A 19,744-nucleotide genomic window follows, 5' to 3' on the forward strand; every position below is an offset into this window, starting at 1 on the left:
TCTGACATGGGCGCGTTCTGCGAGCTACCGTTCGTACATGCCCGAGTCGAGTGTGGTCGTCCGACCGGAGCCGAAGGACAGCGGCTGGTACAGCGCTGCGTCGCGACTGCAGGCCGCCGGTTTGCGCAAGGCGATGGACCTCTTCGAGGCCGCCGCCGCCGAAGTGTCCATCCCGCGGTCGCCGCGCCCGATCGTCGTCGCCGACTACGGCGCGGGCACCGGCCTCAATTCCATGCTGCCGATGTGCGCGGCGATCACCGCGCTGCGCAGGCGGACGCAGCCCGAGCACTCGATCCTGGTGACGCACACCGACCTGCCCGACAACGACTTCACCGCGCTGTTCCGCACGCTGGCCGACGACCCGCACTCCTACCTGCAGCACGACCGCGCCGCGTTCGGCTCCGCGGTCGGGCGGTCCTACTTCACCCAGATCCTGCCGTCGAACAGCGTCAACCTGGCTTGGTCGGCGTGGGCGCTGCACTGGCTCGGGCGGGTGCCCATGCCGGTCGGCGATCACCTGCTCGCCGCCTACAGCGGAGACACCGCGGTCCGCGCCGCCTACGCGCGGCAGGCCGCACTGGACTGGCACGAATTCGTCGCATTCCGCGGCCGTGAGCTGTGCCCCGGCGGCCGGTTGGTGGTGATGACGCTGGGCCTCGACGCCGATGGACAGCTGGGTTTCCGGCCGGTGGTCGAGGCCATGACCGACGCGCTGGCCGAACTGGTGGGCCGGGGACTGCTCAGCGCCGCGGAGCGGGCGGCGATGACGATCCCGATCGTGGGGCGGACCGCCAAGGACTTCGAGTCACCGTTCGCCCCGTCGGGGACGTTCGAGGAGTCGTCGATCGTGCACCTCGACCTGTTCGACGGGGAGGACCGGTTCTACCGGCAGTACCGCAGCGATGGCAAGGCCGACGTCTTCGGCGCGCAGTGGGCGGCGTTCGCACGGGCGGCACTCTTCGGCATCCTCGACGCCGCGCTGGCGCCGGACCGGCCCGGTGACCGGGGCACGCTGCACGACGCGCTGGAAGCCGGCGTCGCCGCGCGGCTCGCGGCCCACCCCGAGGAGGTGCGCATCCCGCTGGCGCAGGTCGTCATCGAGAAGAAGATGCCCCGCACGTGAGGCGGCGTCTCCCCGAGCCGTTCTGACGATCAGCCTGCGATGCGGGCGCGGAACGTCGTCCGGTAGACCTGCGGCGAGACGCCGGCGAGCCGGCGGAACTGCTCGCGGAAGTTCGCCGGTGAGGCGAAGCCGACCTCCCTGCCGATCCGCTCCACGGCCAGATCGGTGCTCTCCAGCAGCTGCTGGGCGTGGCGGACCCGCACCCCGGCGAGCCACTGCATCGGCGACTGCCCGGTCTCGTCCTGGAACCGCCGGTTGAGCGTCCGCACGCTGACCGCCGCTCGGGCGGCGACGTCGTCGAGCGTCAGGTCCCGGTGCGCCTCGGTCTCCAACCAGGCCAGCAGGTCGTCGAGTCGGGTCTGCCTGCCCAGCACCCGGGCGGCGGTGGCAGCGGCCACGTTCCGCACGATGAACTGTGCCTGACCGCCGCTGCGGTGCAGCGGCGCGACCGCGAGCCGGGCGGCGTGGGCCGCGGCCGCCGCGCCGTGATCGCGCTGCACCATGTGCAGGCACAGGTCGAGTCCGGCCGACGCCCCCGCGGACGTGAGCACCTGGCCGTCGTCGACGTACAGGACGTCGGGGTCGAGGTCGACCGCGGGATACGCGGCGCGGAACACGTCGGCGGCCACCCAGTGCGTGGTGGCGCGCCGTCCGTCCAGCAGGCCGGCCTGCGCCAGCGTGAAGGCACCGGAGCAGATGGACGCCAGGCGCTTCCCCGCGGTGTAGGCGGTGCGCAACGCCGCGACGACGTCGTCCGCCACCGGGGTGACGACGTCGTTGCGGCCCGGAACCACGATCGTGTCGGCCTCCGCGAGCGTCTCGAGACCGTGGTCGGTGGCGATGCGCAGCGGGCCGGCGTCGACGACGGGCGCGCTACCGCAGACCACGGTGCGGTACGGATTGCGTCCGTCCACGTCGACGCGGCCGAACACCTCGACCGGGGTGGCGAGGTCGAAGGCCACGGTGTCCGGGAGGGCAAGGACCGCGATGGTGTGCACCCACGCGAGGTTAGCAGGGGCCTTGGCAAGATCCCGTTGCCGATTGTCTTTCTGGACACTGTTGCGGGACCTCCGCGTCGGCGACGCTTCTCGGCATGGAAGCGCAGATCGTGTTGTTCGACGGATTCGACCCGCTCGACGTCATCGCCCCCTTCGAGGTGCTCTCCGCGGGCGGGCAGGCGCTGGGCGGTGAGCTGACCGTCACGCTGGTGTCCGCGGAGGGTGCGCGAAGCGTGCTGAGCGGCAACGGTTTACGCCTGGACGCGACGGCAGCGCTGGACCCCACCAGGGGCGGCTACGTCATCGTCCCGGGGGCGGTCGGGCCGATGGTCGGCGACCCCGACGAGGGTGTCGACACCATCCCGGTGCTGCTGGCGCGCTTCGCCCAGGGCCCGGCGGCCGAGCCCCTGCGGGCGGCGCTGGCCGAGCCGGCGGTGACCGTCGCGACCGTGTGCGGCGGCGCCCTGGCCCTGGCGATGGCCGGGCTGATCGAGGGCAGGCACGCATCGACGCACCACCTCGGCATGGAGGTGCTCGACGCGACGGGAGTGCACGCGGTCTCGGCGCGCGTCGTCGACGACGGCGACCTCGTCTCGTCCGGCGCCGTGACGTCCGGGCTCGACCTGGCGCTGTACCTGCTCGAGCGCGACTTCGGCGCCCGCATCGCCCTCGCCGTCGCCGACCTGTTCGGCTACGAGCGGCGCGGCACCGTGTGGTCCGCGACGGGCCGCACGCCGGTGGAGTTCTGATGGTGCTCGACGGCACCTGGGACGTCACGATCACCACGCCGATCGGATCCCTGCGGCCGGTGTACGTCTTCGACGACGTCACGGGCACGGCGACCCTCGGGGACGAGACCGTCGACCTCGTCGACCTCCTCGTCGACGGTGCCCGGGCGACGTGGCGACAGTCCGTGCGCCGGCCGATGCGACTGCACCTCGCCTTCGACGTCACCGTGGACGGCGATGCGCTGCACGGCCACAGCCGGGCCGGGCGGCTGCCACGGACCACCGTCACGGGCACCCGCCGCCCGCCGGGCTAGGGCTGCTGCGGCTGGAACGGCGACGGCACGAACGGCAGACCCGGGATGGTCTGGTAGGGCAGCGTCGGGATGACCGGCGGATTCGTCGTCGGCGCCTGGGTCGTCGGCGGCGGTTCGGTGGTGGCCGGTGGCGGTGGCGCCTCGGTGGTGGCCGGTGGCGGTGGCGCCTCGGTGGTCGCGGGCGGCGGCGCTTCGGTGGCCGGCGGCGGCGCGGGCGCCTGCGTCCTCGGTGCCCGTGGGGTGACGGTGGCCGGCGGTGCGGCGGGAGCCTCGGTGGGTTCGGGAGCGGCGGACGTCGACGGCAGCGTGGTCGTCACGGGGCCGGTCGGCGTGGTGGTGGCGGGCGATTCGGCCGGTTCGTCGTCGCGGGTGGCGACCACGAAGACGGCCACGCCGATCGCGAGGAGCACCGCCAGCAGGCCGGCGGCGAGCAGCGCGGCCGGCCGCCGGTACATCGGTGGCGGTGGGGCTGGGGCGTCCTCGGGCTCGGCGAAGGCGAACCGGGGCCGTGCCGCCTCGGGTTCGTCGGGGTCGTCGGTCCGCTCGTCGACGGCCGGGAGGACGTCGGGGATCTCGTCGGCGGCCGACCACGCCAGCGCCGGAGCGGCCGCGGCCGGCGCCAGTCCGGTGGGGAGATCCGCGGCTGCGACCGGCGCGACCACCGGAGCGACAGCCGGGGCCAGCGCGGTCGCCTCACCGGCGCCCGTCCCGCGCACCGCGGCCAGTCCGGCACCGATCGCGGCGGCCAGCTGTGGGGTGGGTCCGGTGACGATCGGGACCCGCAGATGTTCCGACAGCGTCGTCGTCACGAGCGGGATCCGCGCGCCGCCACCGGTGGTGGCGACCGCCGCCAGCTCGACCGGACGAACACCGTTGCGCTGCAGAACGTCCCGGATCTCGGCGAGGAAGTCAGCGAGGGGTTGGCGCAGCACGTCGTCCACTTCGCCCCGGGTCAGCCGGATCTCGGCCTCCCGGCCCGACACGTCGGCGGTCAGGGTGGTGACGGTGGCAGCGCTCAACCTCTCCTTCGCGGCGCGGCATTGTGCACGCAGGCGCGCCAGCGACCCGATCGCCGATGTACCGGTGAGGTCGGCAGAGTCGGCGGCGTGACGCAGGACGTGCGCGAGCAAGGCCTGATCGACGAGGTCACCGGACAGGTCGGGGTAGCGCACGGTCGGGGCGATGGGCGTCAGGCCCGCGGCGTCGGCCAGCGTGATGCTGGTGCCGGTCGCCCCGAGATCGCACAGCGCGACGACGCCGCGGGCCGGCAGTCCGGGGTCTGCCCGTAGCGCCGTCAGCGCCGCGACGGCGTCGGGCAGCAGCACCGCGCGGGCGAGGTCCGGTCGCGCCGTCAGGGCACCGCGCAGCGCCTCGACGGCGGGGGGCCGCCAGTGCGCCGGATGCGCGATGCCCACGGGCTCGTCGCCGGGGTGCGGCAGCGCGTGCACCATGGCGCGCAGCGCATCGGCGGTCAGCGCCTCGGCACGGTGGGTGGATCCGTCGGCGGCGACGAGTGGCACGGGATCACCGACGCGGTCGACGAAGTCGGTGACGACGAGGCCTCGCTCCGCCGCCAGCGCCGGGTTCTCGGCCGGTACGCCGACTTCGGGCGGCCGGTGGCCGAACAGCGTGAGCACGGCGGTGCGCCGGACCGCGGCGCGATCCACCGCCACCGCGGTGAACGACGCGGCGCCGACGGACAACCCGATACCGGACACGTCAGCGAATCGTGCCGACGCCGGCGATCAGGGGCAGGTCGAGCGGCGTCACCCAGCCCGGCGGCAGGTCGTTGACGGCCGGCACCGAGTTCAGGGCGCGCATGCCGGTCGCGAGACATCCGGCGGCGGCCGCATCGCGGCCGGAGCCGTCGGTGAACCGGAAGGCCGTCTCCTGCGAGATGCTGGGGCTGCCCTCGATCTCGACGCGGTAGACGTCCTTCTGGTTGCCGGTCGGCCAGTCCGGCGCCGATCCCTCCCCCACCCGGTTGACGTGCTCGAGGGAGATGCGGGTCTCGCCGCGGAAGACGCCGTTGATCGTGAACCGCACCGCGGCGACGTCGCCGGGCCGAACGACGCCCTTGGCGGTCTCGATCTCGGTGTCGGTGACCCACGTGTCCCAGGTGGTGGTGATCTCGTCGAGTTCGATTCCCGCGGCATGCGCAATCATCGGAACCGTTGCGCCCCAGGCGAACACCAGGATGTCGGGGTTCTGCAGCAGGGGCCGGTGCTCGGGCGGCTTGCCGATGCCCATCTCGAACTCGTAGTCGCCCTCGTAGTTCGTGTAGTCGAGCAGTTCGGACGCCCGCACCGAGCGGACCTCACCGCACAGCCCCATGAGGGTCATCGGGAACAGGTCGTTGGCGAAGCCGGGGTCGATGCCGGTGGTGAAGCACGACGCGCCGCCGGCCTCGCAGGCCGCGGTGACCGGTTCGATCCAGTTCGGCGGATTGAGCGACATCGCGGGCCACACCCACGGCGTCATGGCCGTCGAGCACACGTCGATGCCCGCGCGCAGGAAGCGCGTGATCAGCGTGATGTTGTCATCGGCCTGCGCGGCGGTCGGCCCGTAGTGCACCAGCGCGTCGGGCCGCAGGGCAATCAGCGCGTCGACGTCGTCGGTGGCCGCGAGGCCGATCGTTCGGCCCAGACCGCAGATCTCGCCGACGTCGAGGCCGACCTTGTCCGGGTTGCTGACCCCGACGCCGATCAGATCGAAGGAGGGGTGGTCGACGATCTCGGCGATCACCATCTTGCCGACGAAGCCGGTGCCCCACACGACGATGCGCTTGCTGGCGTTCACGCGTCGCCCCTCCCTCCGGTCGAGTGGTCGGCTTCACCATAGGCGGGCCCGGCGTTGCTCCGGAGCGTCTCGGTGAGTTCGGCGATCTCGCTGCGCAACTGGTCGATCTGCGCGGCCGTGGCGGCCGTGCCCGCGGTGTCCTCCTCGGCGACCCGTTCGACGATCCAGGACGCCAGCGTCGCGGTGACGACACCGAGCAGGCTCACCCCGGCGACCATGAGGGCCACGGCCACGAACCGGCCCGCCACCGTGACCGGGACGGTGTCGCCGTAGCCGACGGTGGTCACGGTCGTGAACGACCACCACAGCGCGTCGCCGAAGTTGGCGATCTTGTCGTTGTGGTCGCGCTCGGCCTGCAGAATCGCCAGCGAGGCGCCGTAGACGATGATCGCCGCGCCCGAGGCGGTGAACACGATGACCCGCCCCCGGATGTTGTGGCCGATCGCGCGTTGCAGCGCCCCGATGACGACGGCGAGGCTCAACAGCCGCAGCGGCCGCAGCGCCGGCAACGCGATGATCGCGAGGTCGAGCAGGTGGCGGATGAACCACCGCCCCCGGGGCTGGGCGAGGTACAGCCGGGCGAGGTAGTCGGCCACGAACACGGCGTAGGTCGCGGCGGTCGCCGCACTGAGGACGGAGTCCAGCGTTCCGGTCGGGTTGGCCAGCACGTCCACCGAGAACAGCACCAGGAAGAGCACGGCGACCGCCGCCAGTGGCCATTCGGTGCGGCGCTCGAAACGCGCGAGGCGGGTGGGCTCAGCGGTCACCGGGTGACCTTAAACGGCGAACCTGGGCGGCCCGTCAGAAGCAGCGCTTCAGACCACCCGGCTCGCAGTACAGGGGGTAGCGGTCGACCGGCAGCGGCAGCGGCCCCTCGTAGGCGAGCGTGAACGGGGTCTTGATGAGGTTTGCGGCCACCTGACCGTCGCAGACGTCGCCGTAGGACACCTGGCGGGTGCCCGACATCGTACGGTCGTCGAACTCGTAGACCTCCATGATCGGCGCGGTGGTCTTGCCGTCCGGGCACGTCAGCCCGTCCTTCTTGTTCGTCGAGAACTGCCACACCCCGCCTGCGAGCCGGGCGTCGCCGCCGCTCACCTTGGTCGACGGCGTCGGCGCCACGTGCAGCCGGCACGCCACCGGGAGTTCGAGGTTGTCGCGCAGGTCGCCGACCGTGGGCACGCAGCTCGGGTAGATCGTCCACTCCGCCACCACGTCACCCTGGGTGTAGGTGTACACGCCCTCCATCACCTGGTCGGCCTGCGCCGGTCCGGCGAGACCGAGCGAGGCCGCGGCGACGGTGGTGGCGACGGTGGCGGCGGCGGCGAGCAACCGGGTGAGCGTCATGGGGGCAGTATCTCAGCGAACACCGGCACCGTCTGCGGTTCGGTCGCATGAGAGGCTGCGGTGAGCCGCGGAGTCGAGGAGCAGCGTGATGTCCACACTCGAGGGCAAGGTCGCCCTGATCACCGGTGCGTCGGCCGGTCTGGGCGCGACGACGGCACGGCTGTTCGCCGAGCGTGGCGCGACGGTGTTCGGCATCGCCCGTGACGGCGACCGCATGGCGGAGGTCTTCGCCGACGTTCCCGGCGGACGTCACCTGTCCACCGACGTCACCTCGGCCGCCGCGTGTCGCGCGGCCGTCGACGCGTGCGTGGCGGCGTTCGGCCGGCTCGACGTCCTGGTGAACGTCGCCGGCTATCACCAGATGCGGCACACCGCGACGATGACCGACGAGGAGTGGGAGCGCGACCTCGCGGTCAACCTCAACGGCCCCTTCTACCTCTGCCGCGCGGCGCTGCCGGCGCTGCTCGAGACCGGCGGCAACATCGTCAACGTCAGCTCCATCGCCGGTGTCGAGGGCGAGGTGTACTCCGCCGGGTACTGCGCCGCCAAGCACGGCCTGGTGGGGCTGACCCGTGCGCTGGCAATCGAGTTCACCAAGGAACGCCTGCGGGTGAACGCGGTGTGCCCCGGCGGCATGCCGACGGCGCAGACCACCGAATTCAGTGCCCCCGACGGCGCCGACTGGGACCTCATCATGCGCATCGCGTCCCCGCGGGGCTTCATGGAGACCGTCGACGTCGCGAAGACGATCGCCTTCCTGGCCAGCGACGACGCCGCCGCGGTCCACGGCGCGGTGTACCGCGTCGACAACGGCAAGGGCGCCGGGTAGGCGCGACGTCACCGGCGCCGTCGCCCGGCGGTCGTGACGAATTCATTCCGGCGACGCCGGCTGCGCATGCGGTGGGCGCGCGGCGCTGCCACAATCGCGCGGTGACCGACGTCGTCCAGGGCTCCGAGCGCCCCGACTCCTCCGCACCCGCCGATCCCTCGCACGTCCGTACCGGCCTCGACGCCGAGGACCTGCGGGAGGCGATCACCGACCACCTGCGGTACTCGATCGGCAGGCCGGCCGCGGCGCTGCGGCCCGAGCACTACTACCGGGCGCTGGCCCTCGCGGTGCGCGACCGCATGCAGGACAACCGCGTGGCGTCCACGCAGACCTCGCTCGACCTCGGCAAGAAGGTCACCTGTTATCTGTCCGCCGAGTTCCTGATGGGCCCGCAGTTGGGGAACAACCTGCTGAACCTCGGCATCGAGGACGCCGCCGGGTCCGCGCTGGCGTCGCTCGGCCAGGACCTCGACGAGGTGCTCGCCTGCGAGCCGGAGCCGGGCCTCGGCAACGGCGGCCTGGGTCGGCTCGCCGCGTGCTACCTCGACTCGCTGGCCACTCTCGAGCGGCCGGCGATCGGTTACGGAATTCGCTATGAGTTCGGCATCTTTCGCCAGGAGTTCTCCGACGGCTGGCAGATCGAGCTGACCGACAACTGGCTGGCCAACGGAAACCCGTGGGAGATCGCCAAACCGGACGTCAACTACCTCGTCAACTGGGGCGGGCACACCGAGCAGTACGTCGACGACTCCGGCGCGCTGCGGGTCCGCTGGCTGCCGCGCCAGGTCATCAAGGGCGTCGCCTACGACACCCCCATCCAGGGTTACGGCGTGCACACCTGCAACGTGCTGACGCTGTGGAGTGCGCGCGCCGTCGAGTCGTTCGCGCTCGACGCCTTCAACACCGGCGACTACTACCGCGCGGTGGAGTCCGAGGTGACCTCGGAAACGGTCACCAAGGTGCTCTACCCCAACGACGAGCCCGAGGCCGGCAAGCGGCTCCGCCTGCTGCAGCAGTACTTCTTCGTGTCGTGCTCGCTGCAGCACGTCGTGCACATCATGGACGACCTCGCCGACGCATCGCTGGTCGACCTGCCCGAGCGATTTGCCCTGCAGCTCAACGACACCCACCCGTCGATCGGCGTGGCCGAGCTGATGCGCATCCTCGTCGACGAGCGCCGGCTGGCCTGGGACGAGGCGTGGCGAATCACCGTCGCGACGTTCGGCTACACGAACCACACGTTGCTGCCCGAGGCGCTGGAGAAGTGGCCGCTGGAGCTGTTCCGCGACTCGCTGCCCCGGCACCTGGAGATCATCTACGAGATCAACCGCCGCTTCCTCGACGAGGTGCGCGCCCACTTCCCCGGCGACGTCGACCGCGTCCGCCGGATGTCGCTGATCGGTGAGGACGGCGGCAAGACCGTGCGCATGGCGCACCTGGCGACCGTCGGCAGCCATGCCATCAACGGCGTCGCGGCGCTGCACTCGGACCTGCTGAAGGCCAGCGTCCTGAAGGACTTCTACGAGCTGTGGCCGGAGCGCTTCTCCAACAAGACCAACGGCGTGACGCCACGGCGCTTCCTCGCGCTCTCGAATCCGGGCCTGCGCGGTCTGCTGGACCGCACCATCGGCGACGGCTGGCTGACGCACCTCGACCGCCTGCGCGGTCTGGAGGACGTCGTCGACGATCCCGACTTCCGCCGCGAGTGGCGGGACATCAAGCGCGCGAACAAGTTCCGCCTGTCGAATTATCTGCACGCCACGATCGGCGTCGAGCTGGACCCGACGTGGATGTTCGACATCCAGGTCAAGCGCATCCACGAGTACAAGCGCCAGCACCTGTCGGTCCTGCACATCATCCGGCAGTACCTGCGACTCAAGGCGGACCCCGGCCTCGAGATCGCCCCGCGGGCCTACGTCTTCGGCGGCAAGGCGGCGCCGGGCTACTTCATGGCCAAGCGCATCATCAAGCTGATCAACGCGGTCGCCGAGACGGTGAACGGCGACCCCGAGGTCAACCGCGCGATGAAGGTGGCGTTCGTCCCGAACTTCAACGTCCAGAGCGCTCACCTCATCTACCCGGCGGCCAATCTGAGCGAGCAGATCTCCACGGCAGGCAAGGAAGCGTCGGGCACGGGCAACATGAAGTTCATGCTCAACGGCGCGGTGACGATCGGCACGCTGGACGGCGCCAACGTCGAGATCCGCGACGAGGCGGGACCCGAGAACTTCTTCCTGTTCGGCCTGACCGAATCGGAGGTCGAGCAGCTCAAGCGCGACGGCTACCGACCGGAGGACTACGTCGCCGCCAACGAGGAGCTGCGCACGGTGCTCGACCTCATCTCGTCGGGCCAGTTCTCGCACGGCGACACCGAGGTGTTCCGTCCGCTGGTGGACAACCTGCGCCACGACGACCCGTTCCTGGTGTGCGCGGACTATGCGTCCTACGTCGAGTGTCAGGACCGCGTCGCGGCGGCCTGGCAGGACCGCGACGCGTGGTCGCGGATGTCGATCCTCAACACCGCCCGCAGCGGCAAGTTCTCCTCCGACCGGGCGATCACCGAGTACTGCGACGACATCTGGAACGTCGGCCCCGTGACGGTGACGCTGCAGGACTGACCCGCCGCGCCGTCACCGGACCATGGCGAGGACGTCGGAGACCAGCCGGGGCGCGTAGGCGTCGTCGACCGGCAGCGCGAACGCCACCCGGTGGTGCAGCGGCGCGACCACGTGGTCGAGGATCTGCTCGACGGTCGGCGCCGCCTCGCCACGGTCACCGGCTCGGCGCACCATCAGTGCCGCCTGCTCGCGGCGCATCTCGAACACCGGACAGCTCGACACGGCCGCCACCCGGGCGGCGACGGTGGCGCGGAGGTAGCGGGTGCGCTCGGGGCGCGTGATGTCCGCGGCGATGACGCGTGCCCACTCGGTGAGGTCCCGCTCGAGGGACCCGGTGTCGGGCACCGCCTCGCCGTCGCGTGTGAGCGCCGCGACCGCGACCGCCTCGAGGAGCGCGTCGATGCTCGCCCAGCGCCGGTACAGCGTCGTGGGGTTGATGCCCGCCCGCTCGGCGACGACGGGAAAGCTGAGCTTGCCGGCGCCCTCCCCGACGAGTTCACCGACCGCGGTGTAGATCGCCGTCAGGACTCGTTCGGCCCGTCCACCGGGACGCGACGTCGGTGCGGTATCAGACACAGCCGTGAGCATACGCAAAGACATTTGCTTTAACGGCGACCGCGACGTAGCGTCAAAAGCAAAGATCTTTGCCTTCGACGGGAATCGCATGCCCACCTCCCTGGCCGCACACAGCGCCGTAACGCCTCGCCACACCACTCACTACGTCGAGTGCGGGCCGGCCGACGGACCGCTCCTGATCTTCCTGCACGGCTGGCCCAGCCTCGGCGTGATGTGGCGCGCGCACCTGGAGGCCTTCGCCGCCGACGGATGGCACTGCGTCGCTCCCGACCTCCGCGGCTACGGCGGATCCTCCGTGCCGGCGGGCACGGAGGCGTACGCCATCGAACGGGTCGTCGAGGACATGGTGGCACTGCACGACCACCTGGGCGGTGAGCCCGCGATCTGGGTGGGTCATGACTGGGGCTGCGTCGTCGCCGCGAGCCTGGCGGGCCACGTCGGTGCGCGCAGCCGCGGCGTCGTGCTCACCTCGCTGGCCTATCAGCCCGACGGGCACGCGCTGCCGACGCTGATTCCCCTGGTGGACCGGGCCGTCTATCCGCTCGATCGGTATCCCGACGGGCAGTGGGACTACTACCGCTACTACACCACGCACTTCGCGGAAGCGGTCGCCGATCTCGACGCCGACCGCCGGTCATCGCTGGCGTCGATATTCCGCCCCGGCGACCCCGCCGCCATCGACGACGTCTCTCCCCTCGCCGTGGTGTCGCGGCACGGCGGACGGTTCGGCGCCGCACATCGGGCTCCGCCGACCGAACCCGACGAATCCCTCTGGCCGCCAGCGGACTTCGCGGAACTGGTCCGCGCGTTCGGCGTGCACGGCTTCGGTCCGCCGTGCGCGTGGTATCTGAACGACGAGGCCAACGTCGCGTTCGCGCGTCGAGCGCCCCGGGGTGGTCGACTCGCGCAGCCCGTGCTGTTCGTCGACGGCGATTACGACCAGGTCTGCCGCATTGCCGGCAACCGCCAGGGCGACCCGATGCGTGCGGCGTGCGAGGACCTCACCGTGACGTCATTGCCCGCGGGGCACTGGCTGCCGCTGGAACGCACGGCCGAGCACATCGAGGTCATCCGTTCTTGGTTGCGGAACAACGATCTTCGGCCGGTTACAGTGCGTCGATGACCGTCGACGCCAGCAGGTCCAGCGTCTGATCCGACGCGCGGTCGTGGGTGAACAGGACGATCTGGCCGAAGCCGAGGGCGGCGAGTTCCCCGATGCGGTCGACGATGGCCGGGGCGGTGCCCACCAGGCCGCCTTCGCGCAGCCCGAAACCCGGATGCCCGAAGCGCTTCTCGGCCACCTGGCGCACCGCGGGCAGGGCGGCGTCGTCGGCGGCGAGCGCCATGACGGCTTCGACCGAGAGCACGATGGTGTCCGGGTCGCGACCGATGGTGGCACACTCGGCGTGCAGGGCGTCACGGGCACGTTCGAGATCGCCGAGCGCGTAGGTGGGCACGTTCCACACGTCGGCATGGCGCGCCACCAACGGCAGCGTGAAACGCTTCCCCACCCCGCCGACGACCAGCGGGGGCCGCGGCGACTGCACGGCGCGCGGAACGACGGGCATGTCCCGCACGGTGTAGTGCGGACCGGTGACGTCGATGCGCCCGTCGGCGAAGGCCTGCTCGAGCACCCGCAACGTCTCGCCGAGCCGCTCGGACCGTTCCCGCAACGTCCCCCAGGGCAGGCCCATGCGGGTGTGCTCGTCCTCGATCGATCCGCTTCCCAGGCCGAGCGACAGCCGCCCGCCCGAGATGTGGTCGAGCGTCGTGGCCATCTTGGCGAGGACGGCGGGGTGGCGGAACTGGTTGCACAGCACCAGGTGTCCGACCCGCAGCCGTTCGGTCTGGGCGAGCAGGGCGGTGGCCAGCGTCCACGCCTCCAGCGAGTCGACCTCGGGCGCGCCCGGCGCGTACATGTGGTCGTACAGCCACAGCGAGTCGATGCCGAGGTCCTCGCACCGCCGGGCGCGGTGCAGCACCTCGGTGTAGGAGAAACCGAGCTGCGGCACGTACACGCCGATCTCGAGGGCGGTCACCGGGCCTGCATCCCGCGCCAGGCTTGGGCGACGAAGTTCTCCAGCATGGCGCCGCGCGCCGCGGTCGCACGCGGCGTGGTGGTGAGCAGCGCGTAGAGACCGAGCAGGAAGGACACCGCGGACAGCGCGGGATCGACCGACCCGTCCACGTCCCCGTGGTCGCGCGCCTCGGCGATCCAGTCGGTGAGGACGACGATGATCTCGTGGTCGGTCCACTCGTCGTCCGGCGGCCGCGAGGGCGAGAAATGCACGGCCAGAACGTCCTTGAACAGTAGGACGCCGAGCCGCCGCTCGGCGGCGACGACCAGCCGGACCAGCTCGGCCAGCCGCTCGGGCAGTGCGTCCGCAGCGCCGGCGACCCGCGCCATCTCGGTGGCGATGCGCACCTCCTCCTGGCGTTCGAGTTCGAGGAGCACGTGCTCCTTGCTCGGGAAGTGAAAGTAGAAGGTGCCACGTGCGACGCCGGCCGCGGTGACGATCGCCCCGATGTCGGCGTCGGCCATGCCGGTGCGCCGGAACTCGGCCAGAGCGGCCCGGAAGATGCGCTGGTGCGTCTGCCGGCGCTGCAGATCGGCCGCCGTCGGCCTGCGTTCGCCGACGGCCGGGCTCTTCGACCTCGTCATGCCCCCATCGTCACCTCGAAGGCTGACGGACGTCAATGCCGTCGGGATCGACCATTGACATCCGTCAGTGAAACACTGACAGTCGTCAGTGACGCACTTTCAACGGAGAGGTCCGCCCATGACGGTCGCCCACGGATACAACGTCCGATACGACCCGTACGACCAGGAACTCAACCGCGACCCGTACCCGGTTCTGCGGCGCCTGCGCGAGGACTCCCCCCTGTACTACGACGAGCGGTACGACTTCTACGCACTGACCCGGTTCGAGGACGTCAGCGCGGCGCTGGTCGACCACCGGACCTTCAGTTCGGCTCGCGGCGTCGTGCTCGAACTCATCCAGTCCGACGTCGAGATCCCGCCCGGCACGCTGGTATTCGAGGACCCGCCCGTGCACGACATCCACCGCAAGCTGGTTGCGCGGATGTTCACCCCGCGCCGCATCGCCCAGCTGGAGGAGCGCATCCGCGCCTTCTGCGCGCAGAGCCTCGATCCGCTGGTCGGCACCGGCCGCTTCGACTTCGTCACCGACCTCGGCGCGCAGATGCCGATGCGGGTGATCAGCTCACTGCTCGGCATCCCGGAGTCCGACCAGGAGTCGATCCGCGACCACGGCAACGCGCAGATGACGAGCGAGGCGGGTGCCCCGATGCGGATGGCTACCGAGGGACTCGACCCGGGTCAGGTGTTCGCCGAGTACGTCGACTGGCGCGCCGAGCATCCCTCCGACGACCTCATGACCGACCTGCTGACCGTCGAGTTCACCGACGAACACGGCGTGACCCGCAGGCTGCGGCGCGACGAGCTGTTGATGTACCTCAACGTGGTGGCCACCGCGGGCAACGAGACCACGACCCGGCTGATCGGCTGGGCAGGCAAGGTGCTCGCCGATCATCCCGACCAACGCCGGGCGGTGGCGGCCGACCGGTCCCTGATCCCCCGCGCCGTCGAGGAACTGCTGCGCTTCGAACCGCCGGCGCAGAACGTGGGCCGCTACGTGACGCGCGACGTCGAGTACTACGGACGCACCGTCCCGGCCGGCAGCGCCATGCTGCTCCTCACCGGAGCGGCCAACCGCGACCACCGGCAGTTCCCGCCGGACGGCGACGTGTTCGACGTCCACCGCGAGCCGCGCGCGCATCTGGCGTTCGGGGTGGGCGCGCACTACTGCCTGGGATCGGCGCTCGCGCGACTGGAGGGTCGCATCGCGCTCGACGAGATCTTGAACCGGTTCCCGGAGTGGGATCTGAACCTGTCCACCGCGACGCTGATCTCGACCGCCGCCGTGCGCGGCTGGGACTCGATGCCCGCGCTGATCCCGGTCTAGCGCTCCTCGGCCGGGAGCAGGTCGGCGGGCGGCGGCGCGGGCTTGCCGGCGAGGCGGTCGAGCACGACCTGCTGATCGGGGCAGTAGTAACGGATCGACGCGCCGAGGAAGTCGTAGACCTGCTGCTCGCTGCTGTCCTTGTGCAGGTTGGTCTTCAGGAAGGTGGCGGCCTCGTAGGCGTCGGCGTCCAGGCCCGTGCGCATGCGCTTGCAGACGATCTTGGCGATCCAGGCGTTGTAGTCCTTTTGCCCGTAGATGCCGTAGGAGTGGAGTTCGTTCGCGAAATCGCTGTCGACGTCGGCGTGCGCCGGGGCGGACAGGACGAGCGCGGCAGCGCCGACACTCGCGGCGACGGCGGCCTTGGCCCAGCGGATTCCGTGTGTACCCATTTGCGGACTTACCCTATCTCACGGCGGACATGCTTGACTCGTCCTGTCGATCCCCTGATCAGCACCGCTCGCGGTGTGTCACCGGTCACACGCGGCGCGGACAGTGGGGGTCGCCATGAACAACTTAACCAGGCTAATCTATCAGTTACATTGACTAACCTGTGACCTAGATGAGACGAATGTCAAAGAACGATGAGAATGAGGTGCAGTCGTGACGGCGCTCGCGAAGAAGGCGTGGATCCCGATCGTGATCCTCGTCGTGGTCCTCGTCGCCGGGTTCACCGTCAGCCGCATTCGTACCTTCTTCGGCGCCGAGGGCATCACCGTCACGCCCGTCCAGTTCGCGGATGACCCCGAGCCGTTCGACCCCAAGATCGTGAAGTACGAGATCTTCGGCGAACCGGGCGCCTACGCCGACATCAACTACCTCGACCTGGACGCGAAGCCGCAACGCGTCGACGGTGCCTCGCTGCCCTGGGAACTCGTGCTCAGCACCACCGCGCCGGCGGCTCAACCGAACATCGTCGCGCAGGGCAACGGCAGTTCGATCACCTGCCGGGTCACGGTGGATGACGAGGTCAAGGCCGAGCGGACCTCCACCGGGCTGAACGCCCAGACCTTCTGCTTGGTGAAATCTGCATGAGTCATCCGACCTCGGACGCGACCACCGACGCGTTCCCGGCCGCCCGCGCTTACGATCGCCCGTTCATCCCGCGGATGATCCGCACCCTCGCGGTGCCGATCGTGCTCGGGTGGATCGCGGTGATCGCCATCCTCAACACCCCGGCGATCACGCCGCAGCTCGAGACGGTCGGGCAGATGCGCGCCGTCTCGATGAGCCCGCAGGACGCGCCGTCGATGATCTCGATGAAGCGCGTCGGCGAGGTGTTTCAGGAGGGCAACTCCGACAGCTCGGCGATGATCGTGCTCGAGGGCGAGCAGCCGCTCGGTGACGAGGCGCACGCCTACTACGACCAGCTGATCGAGAAGCTGCGCTCCGATCCGAAGCACGTGCAGTCGATCCAGGACTTCTGGAGCGACCCGCTGACGGCGTCGGGCTCGCAGTCCTCCGACGGCAAGGCCGCCTATGTCCAGGTCAAGACCGCGGGCAATCAGGGCGAGACGCTCGCCAACGAGTCCATCGAAGCAGTGCAGAAGATCGTCGACAGCGTGCCGGCGCCGCCGGGGCTCAAGACCTACGTCACCGGCCCCGCCGCGCTGGCCGCCGACCAGCACATCGCCAGCGACCGCAGCATGACGATGATCGAGATCGCCACCTTCACGGTCATCATCGTGATGCTGCTGCTGGTCTACCGGTCGATCATCACCGTGTTGCTGACCCTCGTGATGGTGGTGCTGTCGCTGTCCGCGTCGCGCGGTTTCGTCGCGTTCCTCGGCTACTACGAGATCATCGGGCTGTCGACGTTCGCGACGAACCTGCTGGTCACCCTCGCCATCGCCGCCGCCACCGACTACGCGATCTTCCTCATCGGCCGGTATCAGGAAGCCCGAAGTCTCGGTGAGGACAAGGAGCAGGCGTACTACACGATGTTCGGAGGCACCGCGCACGTGGTGCTGGGCTCCGGCCTCACCATCGCCGGCGCGACGTTCTGCCTGTCGTTCACCCGGCTGCCGTACTTCCAGACGCTCGGCGTCCCGCTGGCGATCGGCATGGTCATCTGCGTGCTGACCGCACTGACGCTGGGCTCGGCGATCGTCACCATCGCCACCCGCTTCGGTGCGCTCGAACCGAAGCGCGCGCTGCGCACCAGGGGCTGGCGCCGCATCGGCGCGGCCGTCGTGCGCTGGCCGGGCCCCATCCTGATCGCGACGGTCGCCCTGTCGCTGATCGGCCTGCTGACGCTGCCCGGTTACCGGACGAACTACAACGACCGCAACTACCTGCCGGCGGACCTGCCCGCCAACGCGGGGTACGCCGCTGCCGACCGGCACTTCTCCCAGGCGCGGATGAATCCCGAGCTGCTGATGGTCGAGAGCGACCACGACCTGCGCAATTCGGCGGACTTCCTCGTCGTCGACAAGATCGCCAAGGCCGTCTTCCGCGTCGAGGGCATCGCCCGCGTGCAGACCATCACCCGTCCCGAGGGCAAGCCGATCGAGCACACCTCGATCCCCTTCCTGATCAGCATGCAGGGCACGACCCAGAAGCTGAACGAGAAGTACATGCAGGACATGATGGGCAACATCAAGAAGCAGGCCGACGACATGCAGACCACCATCGATTCGATGGAGAAGATGTCGGGTCTGACCAAGCAGATGGCCGACGTCACGCACCAGATGGTGTCGAAGATGAAGGACATGACCGTCGACATCGCGGAGTTGCGGGACAACATCGCGAACTTCGACGACTTCTTCCGGCCCATCCGCAACTACTTCTACTGGGAACCGCACTGCTACGACATCCCGGTCTGCTGGTCGATCCGGTCGGTCTTCGACACCCTCGACGGCATCAACACCATGACCGACGACATCCAGCAGCTGGTGCCGCTGATGGAGCGGCTCGACACCCTGATGCCCCAGATGGTCGCGTTGATGCCCGAGATGATCTCGACGATGAAGACCATGAAGACGATGCTGCTGACCCAGTACGCCACCCAGAAGGGCATGCAGGACCAGCAGGCCGAGGGGTCGGAGAACTCGTCGGCGATGGGCGAGGCGTTCGACGCGTCGATGAACGACGACTCGTTCTACCTGCCGCCGGAGATCTTCGACAACGAGGACTTCAAGCGCGGCATGAAGAACTTCATCTCCCCCGACGGAAAGTCGGTGCGGTTCATCATCTCCCACGAGGGCGACCCGATGAGCCCGGAGGGCATCGCCCGCATCGACGCCATCAAGATGGCGGCGAAGGAGGCGATCAAGGGCACTCCGCTGGAGGGGTCGAAGGTCTACCTCGCCGGTACCGCGGCGGTCTTCAAGGACATGTCCGACGGCAACACGTTCGACCTGTTGATCGCCGGCATCTCGGCGCTGGCGCTGATCTTCATCATCATGTTGATCATCACGCGGGCCGTCGTCGCCTCGGCCGTGATCGTCGGCACCGTCGTGCTGTCGCTCGGCGCATCGTTCGGCCTGTCGGTGCTGATCTGGCAGCACATCCTGGGCATCGAACTGCACTGGATGGTCATGGCCATGGCGGTGATCATCCTGCTGGCCGTGGGCGCGGACTACAACCTGCTGCTGGTCTCCCGGTTCAAGGAGGAGATCCACGCGGGGTTGAACACCGGCATCATCCGGTCGATGGGCGGCACCGGGTCGGTGGTCACGTCGGCGGGTCTGGTGTTCGCGTTCACGATGATGTCGATGGCCGTGAGTGAGCTGACCGTCATCGGACAGGTGGGCACCACGATCGGCCTGGGCCTGCTGTTCGACACCCTGGTGGTGCGCTCGCTGATGACGCCGTCGATCGCCGCCCTGCTCGGCCGCTGGTTCTGGTGGCCGCACAACGTGCGCACCCGCCCGCTGCCCGCACCGTGGCCGACGCCCCCGCCGCCCGCGCCCAAGGATCCCGAACCGGTACCCACCGCATGACCAGGAGGAGCAGTATGAAGAGCATGCGTGACCTGACGCGTCGAGGTGGCCTGCTGGCCGCTGCGTGCGGTGTCGCGGCGACGATGTTCGCCGGACCGGCCGCGGCGGATGCGACCGACGACTACCCGATCCCGCACCGCATCATCATCACGCAGTGCGACACCGAGCAGTACATGCAGGCGGCGCGGGACACCAGCCCGGTGTACTTCGAGCGCTACATGATCGACCGGAGCAACCGCCCGGCGGACATCCAGCAGTGGGCGTTCGACCGCATCCACTGGTTCTTCTCGCTGGACGCCGCGGCACGTCGGCAGTACTCCGAGGACACCGCCACCAACGTGTACTACGAGCAGGTGGCCACCCGCTGGGGCAACTGGGCGAAGCTGTTCTTCAACAACAAGGGCGTGGTCGCGAAGGCGACCGACGTGTGCATGAACTACCCGCGCGGCGACATGTCCGTGTGGGACTGGCCCGTCGCCCGCTAG

General features: G+C 69.8%; 19 protein-coding genes. 10 read left to right on the forward strand and 9 right to left on the reverse strand.

What is annotated here, in order from left to right; all coding sequences use genetic code 11:
• Window positions 1-37: 37 nt before the first annotated feature.
• A complete protein-coding gene (locus tag FZ046_RS22705) occupies window positions 38-1,123 on the forward strand; it encodes a class I SAM-dependent methyltransferase (protein WP_070354284.1) in 1,086 nt (361 codons plus the stop codon).
• A 29-nt stretch (window positions 1,124-1,152) separates the two neighbouring features.
• Here FZ046_RS22705 and FZ046_RS22710 read toward each other — a convergent pair whose 3' ends face one another.
• Window positions 1,153-2,121, reverse strand: coding sequence for a GlxA family transcriptional regulator (locus FZ046_RS22710; RefSeq protein WP_070354283.1), 969 nt, complete (start codon window positions 2,119-2,121; stop codon window positions 1,153-1,155).
• Between the two features lie 95 nt (window positions 2,122-2,216).
• Between FZ046_RS22710 and FZ046_RS22715 the strand changes: the two genes are divergently transcribed.
• Window positions 2,217-2,870 carry a DJ-1/PfpI family protein gene (locus tag FZ046_RS22715; protein ID WP_070354282.1) on the forward strand — a complete coding sequence of 218 codons (654 nt, stop codon included), beginning with the start codon at window positions 2,217-2,219 and terminating at the stop codon, window positions 2,868-2,870.
• The gene (locus tag FZ046_RS22720) at window positions 2,870-3,163 is read left to right on the forward strand and encodes a hypothetical protein (RefSeq protein WP_070354325.1); all 294 of its coding nucleotides are present in this window, start codon (window positions 2,870-2,872) and stop codon (window positions 3,161-3,163) included. Before FZ046_RS22715 ends, FZ046_RS22720 begins: the two co-directional genes overlap by 1 nt.
• Here FZ046_RS22720 and FZ046_RS22725 read toward each other — a convergent pair.
• The 4 genes from FZ046_RS22725 to FZ046_RS22740 are packed head-to-tail and all read right to left on the reverse strand — an operon-like array spanning window position 3,160 to window position 7,309.
• Complete coding sequence (locus FZ046_RS22725; protein WP_070354281.1) at window positions 3,160-4,881, reverse strand: Hsp70 family protein; 1,722 nt, start codon at window positions 4,879-4,881, stop codon at window positions 3,160-3,162. The two genes, FZ046_RS22720 and FZ046_RS22725, sit on opposite strands and share 4 nt — an antisense overlap.
• A 1-nt stretch (window position 4,882) precedes the next feature.
• Window positions 4,883-5,911 carry an NAD(P)H-dependent amine dehydrogenase family protein gene (locus FZ046_RS22730; RefSeq protein ID WP_070354324.1) on the reverse strand — a complete coding sequence of 343 codons (1,029 nt, stop codon included), beginning with the start codon at window positions 5,909-5,911 and terminating at the stop codon, window positions 4,883-4,885.
• Window positions 5,912-5,958: 47 nt separating this feature from the next.
• Window positions 5,959-6,729 (reverse strand): potassium channel family protein, encoded by a 771-nt coding sequence (locus FZ046_RS22735; protein ID WP_070354280.1) that lies wholly within the window; start codon window positions 6,727-6,729, stop codon window positions 5,959-5,961.
• Between the two features lie 34 nt (window positions 6,730-6,763).
• Window positions 6,764-7,309, reverse strand: a complete 546-nt coding sequence (locus FZ046_RS22740) for a hypothetical protein (protein WP_070354279.1) — start codon at window positions 7,307-7,309, stop codon at window positions 6,764-6,766.
• Window positions 7,310-7,397: 88 nt separating this feature from the next.
• Between FZ046_RS22740 and FZ046_RS22745 the strand changes: the two genes are divergently transcribed.
• Both FZ046_RS22745 and FZ046_RS22750 read left to right on the forward strand, forming a co-directional pair.
• Window positions 7,398-8,138 carry an SDR family NAD(P)-dependent oxidoreductase gene (locus tag FZ046_RS22745; RefSeq protein WP_070354278.1) on the forward strand — a complete coding sequence of 247 codons (741 nt, stop codon included), beginning with the start codon at window positions 7,398-7,400 and terminating at the stop codon, window positions 8,136-8,138.
• A gap of 101 nt (window positions 8,139-8,239) precedes the next feature.
• Complete coding sequence (locus FZ046_RS22750) at window positions 8,240-10,756, forward strand: glycogen/starch/alpha-glucan phosphorylase (protein WP_070354323.1); 2,517 nt, start codon at window positions 8,240-8,242, stop codon at window positions 10,754-10,756.
• A gap of 12 nt (window positions 10,757-10,768) precedes the next feature.
• Here the strand turns inward: FZ046_RS22750 and FZ046_RS22755 are convergent, their stop codons facing one another.
• Window positions 10,769-11,356 (reverse strand): TetR-like C-terminal domain-containing protein, encoded by a 588-nt coding sequence (locus FZ046_RS22755; protein WP_070354277.1) that lies wholly within the window; start codon window positions 11,354-11,356, stop codon window positions 10,769-10,771.
• Window positions 11,357-11,420: 64 nt separating this feature from the next.
• Between FZ046_RS22755 and FZ046_RS22760 the strand changes: the two genes are divergently transcribed.
• A complete protein-coding gene (locus FZ046_RS22760) occupies window positions 11,421-12,455 on the forward strand; it encodes an alpha/beta fold hydrolase (RefSeq protein ID WP_070354276.1) in 1,035 nt (344 codons plus the stop codon).
• On the opposite strand, the gene FZ046_RS22765 is transcribed toward FZ046_RS22760, so the two are convergent.
• Both FZ046_RS22765 and FZ046_RS22770 read right to left on the reverse strand, forming a co-directional pair.
• Window positions 12,439-13,371, reverse strand: a complete 933-nt coding sequence (locus tag FZ046_RS22765; protein ID WP_070354275.1) for an LLM class flavin-dependent oxidoreductase — start codon at window positions 13,369-13,371, stop codon at window positions 12,439-12,441. The two genes, FZ046_RS22760 and FZ046_RS22765, sit on opposite strands and share 17 nt — an antisense overlap.
• Window positions 13,368-13,994, reverse strand: coding sequence for a TetR/AcrR family transcriptional regulator (locus tag FZ046_RS22770; RefSeq protein ID WP_070354274.1), 627 nt, complete (start codon window positions 13,992-13,994; stop codon window positions 13,368-13,370). The genes FZ046_RS22765 and FZ046_RS22770 overlap by 4 nt, the downstream gene beginning before the upstream one ends.
• 118 nt (window positions 13,995-14,112) lie before the next feature.
• Between FZ046_RS22770 and FZ046_RS22775 the strand changes: the two genes are divergently transcribed.
• The gene (locus tag FZ046_RS22775; RefSeq protein WP_070354273.1) at window positions 14,113-15,318 is read left to right on the forward strand and encodes a cytochrome P450; all 1,206 of its coding nucleotides are present in this window, start codon (window positions 14,113-14,115) and stop codon (window positions 15,316-15,318) included.
• Here the strand turns inward: FZ046_RS22775 and FZ046_RS22780 are convergent.
• On the reverse strand, window positions 15,315-15,707 hold the full coding sequence (locus FZ046_RS22780; RefSeq protein WP_070354272.1) for a DUF732 domain-containing protein: 393 nt from the start codon (window positions 15,705-15,707) through the stop codon (window positions 15,315-15,317). The genes FZ046_RS22775 and FZ046_RS22780 overlap by 4 nt on opposite strands.
• 211 nt (window positions 15,708-15,918) lie before the next feature.
• On the opposite strand from FZ046_RS22780, the gene FZ046_RS22785 reads away from it, so the two are divergent.
• The 3 genes from FZ046_RS22785 to FZ046_RS22795 all read left to right on the forward strand — a co-directional run bounded on the left by FZ046_RS22785 (window position 15,919) and on the right by FZ046_RS22795 (window position 19,744).
• Window positions 15,919-16,350, forward strand: a complete 432-nt coding sequence (locus FZ046_RS22785; protein ID WP_070354271.1) for an MmpS family transport accessory protein — start codon at window positions 15,919-15,921, stop codon at window positions 16,348-16,350.
• A complete protein-coding gene (locus tag FZ046_RS22790; RefSeq protein ID WP_070354270.1) occupies window positions 16,347-19,259 on the forward strand; it encodes an MMPL/RND family transporter in 2,913 nt (970 codons plus the stop codon). The genes FZ046_RS22785 and FZ046_RS22790 overlap by 4 nt, the downstream gene beginning before the upstream one ends.
• Window positions 19,260-19,342: 83 nt before the next feature.
• Complete coding sequence (locus tag FZ046_RS22795) at window positions 19,343-19,744, forward strand: DUF5078 domain-containing protein (protein ID WP_246183089.1); 402 nt, start codon at window positions 19,343-19,345, stop codon at window positions 19,742-19,744.

Origin of the sequence: Mycolicibacterium grossiae (assembly GCF_008329645.1) — a bacterium.
GTDB lineage: Bacteria > Actinomycetota > Actinomycetes > Mycobacteriales > Mycobacteriaceae > Mycobacterium > Mycobacterium grossiae.

Excerpts from the sequence above, each read along its gene's own strand:
- FZ046_RS22705 (WP_070354284.1), top strand. The coding sequence starts at position 38 with ATGCCCGAGTCGAGTGTGGTCGTCCGACCGGAGCCGAAGGACAGCGGC.
- FZ046_RS22715 (WP_070354282.1), top strand. The coding sequence starts at position 2,217 with ATGGAAGCGCAGATCGTGTTGTTCGACGGATTCGACCCGCTCGACGTC.
- FZ046_RS22720 (WP_070354325.1), top strand. The coding sequence starts at position 2,870 with ATGGTGCTCGACGGCACCTGGGACGTCACGATCACCACGCCGATCGGA.
- FZ046_RS22730 (WP_070354324.1), bottom strand. The coding sequence starts at position 5,911 with ATGGTGATCGCCGAGATCGTCGACCACCCCTCCTTCGATCTGATCGGC.
- FZ046_RS22740 (WP_070354279.1), bottom strand. The coding sequence starts at position 7,309 with ATGACGCTCACCCGGTTGCTCGCCGCCGCCGCCACCGTCGCCACCACC.
- FZ046_RS22745 (WP_070354278.1), top strand. The coding sequence starts at position 7,398 with ATGTCCACACTCGAGGGCAAGGTCGCCCTGATCACCGGTGCGTCGGCC.
- FZ046_RS22755 (WP_070354277.1), bottom strand. The coding sequence starts at position 11,356 with ATGTCTTTGCGTATGCTCACGGCTGTGTCTGATACCGCACCGACGTCG.
- FZ046_RS22760 (WP_070354276.1), top strand. The coding sequence starts at position 11,421 with ATGCCCACCTCCCTGGCCGCACACAGCGCCGTAACGCCTCGCCACACC.
- FZ046_RS22770 (WP_070354274.1), bottom strand. The coding sequence starts at position 13,994 with ATGACGAGGTCGAAGAGCCCGGCCGTCGGCGAACGCAGGCCGACGGCG.
- FZ046_RS22775 (WP_070354273.1), top strand. The coding sequence starts at position 14,113 with ATGACGGTCGCCCACGGATACAACGTCCGATACGACCCGTACGACCAG.
- FZ046_RS22780 (WP_070354272.1), bottom strand. The coding sequence starts at position 15,707 with ATGGGTACACACGGAATCCGCTGGGCCAAGGCCGCCGTCGCCGCGAGT.
- FZ046_RS22790 (WP_070354270.1), top strand. The coding sequence starts at position 16,347 with ATGAGTCATCCGACCTCGGACGCGACCACCGACGCGTTCCCGGCCGCC.
- FZ046_RS22795 (WP_246183089.1), top strand. The coding sequence starts at position 19,343 with ATGTTCGCCGGACCGGCCGCGGCGGATGCGACCGACGACTACCCGATC.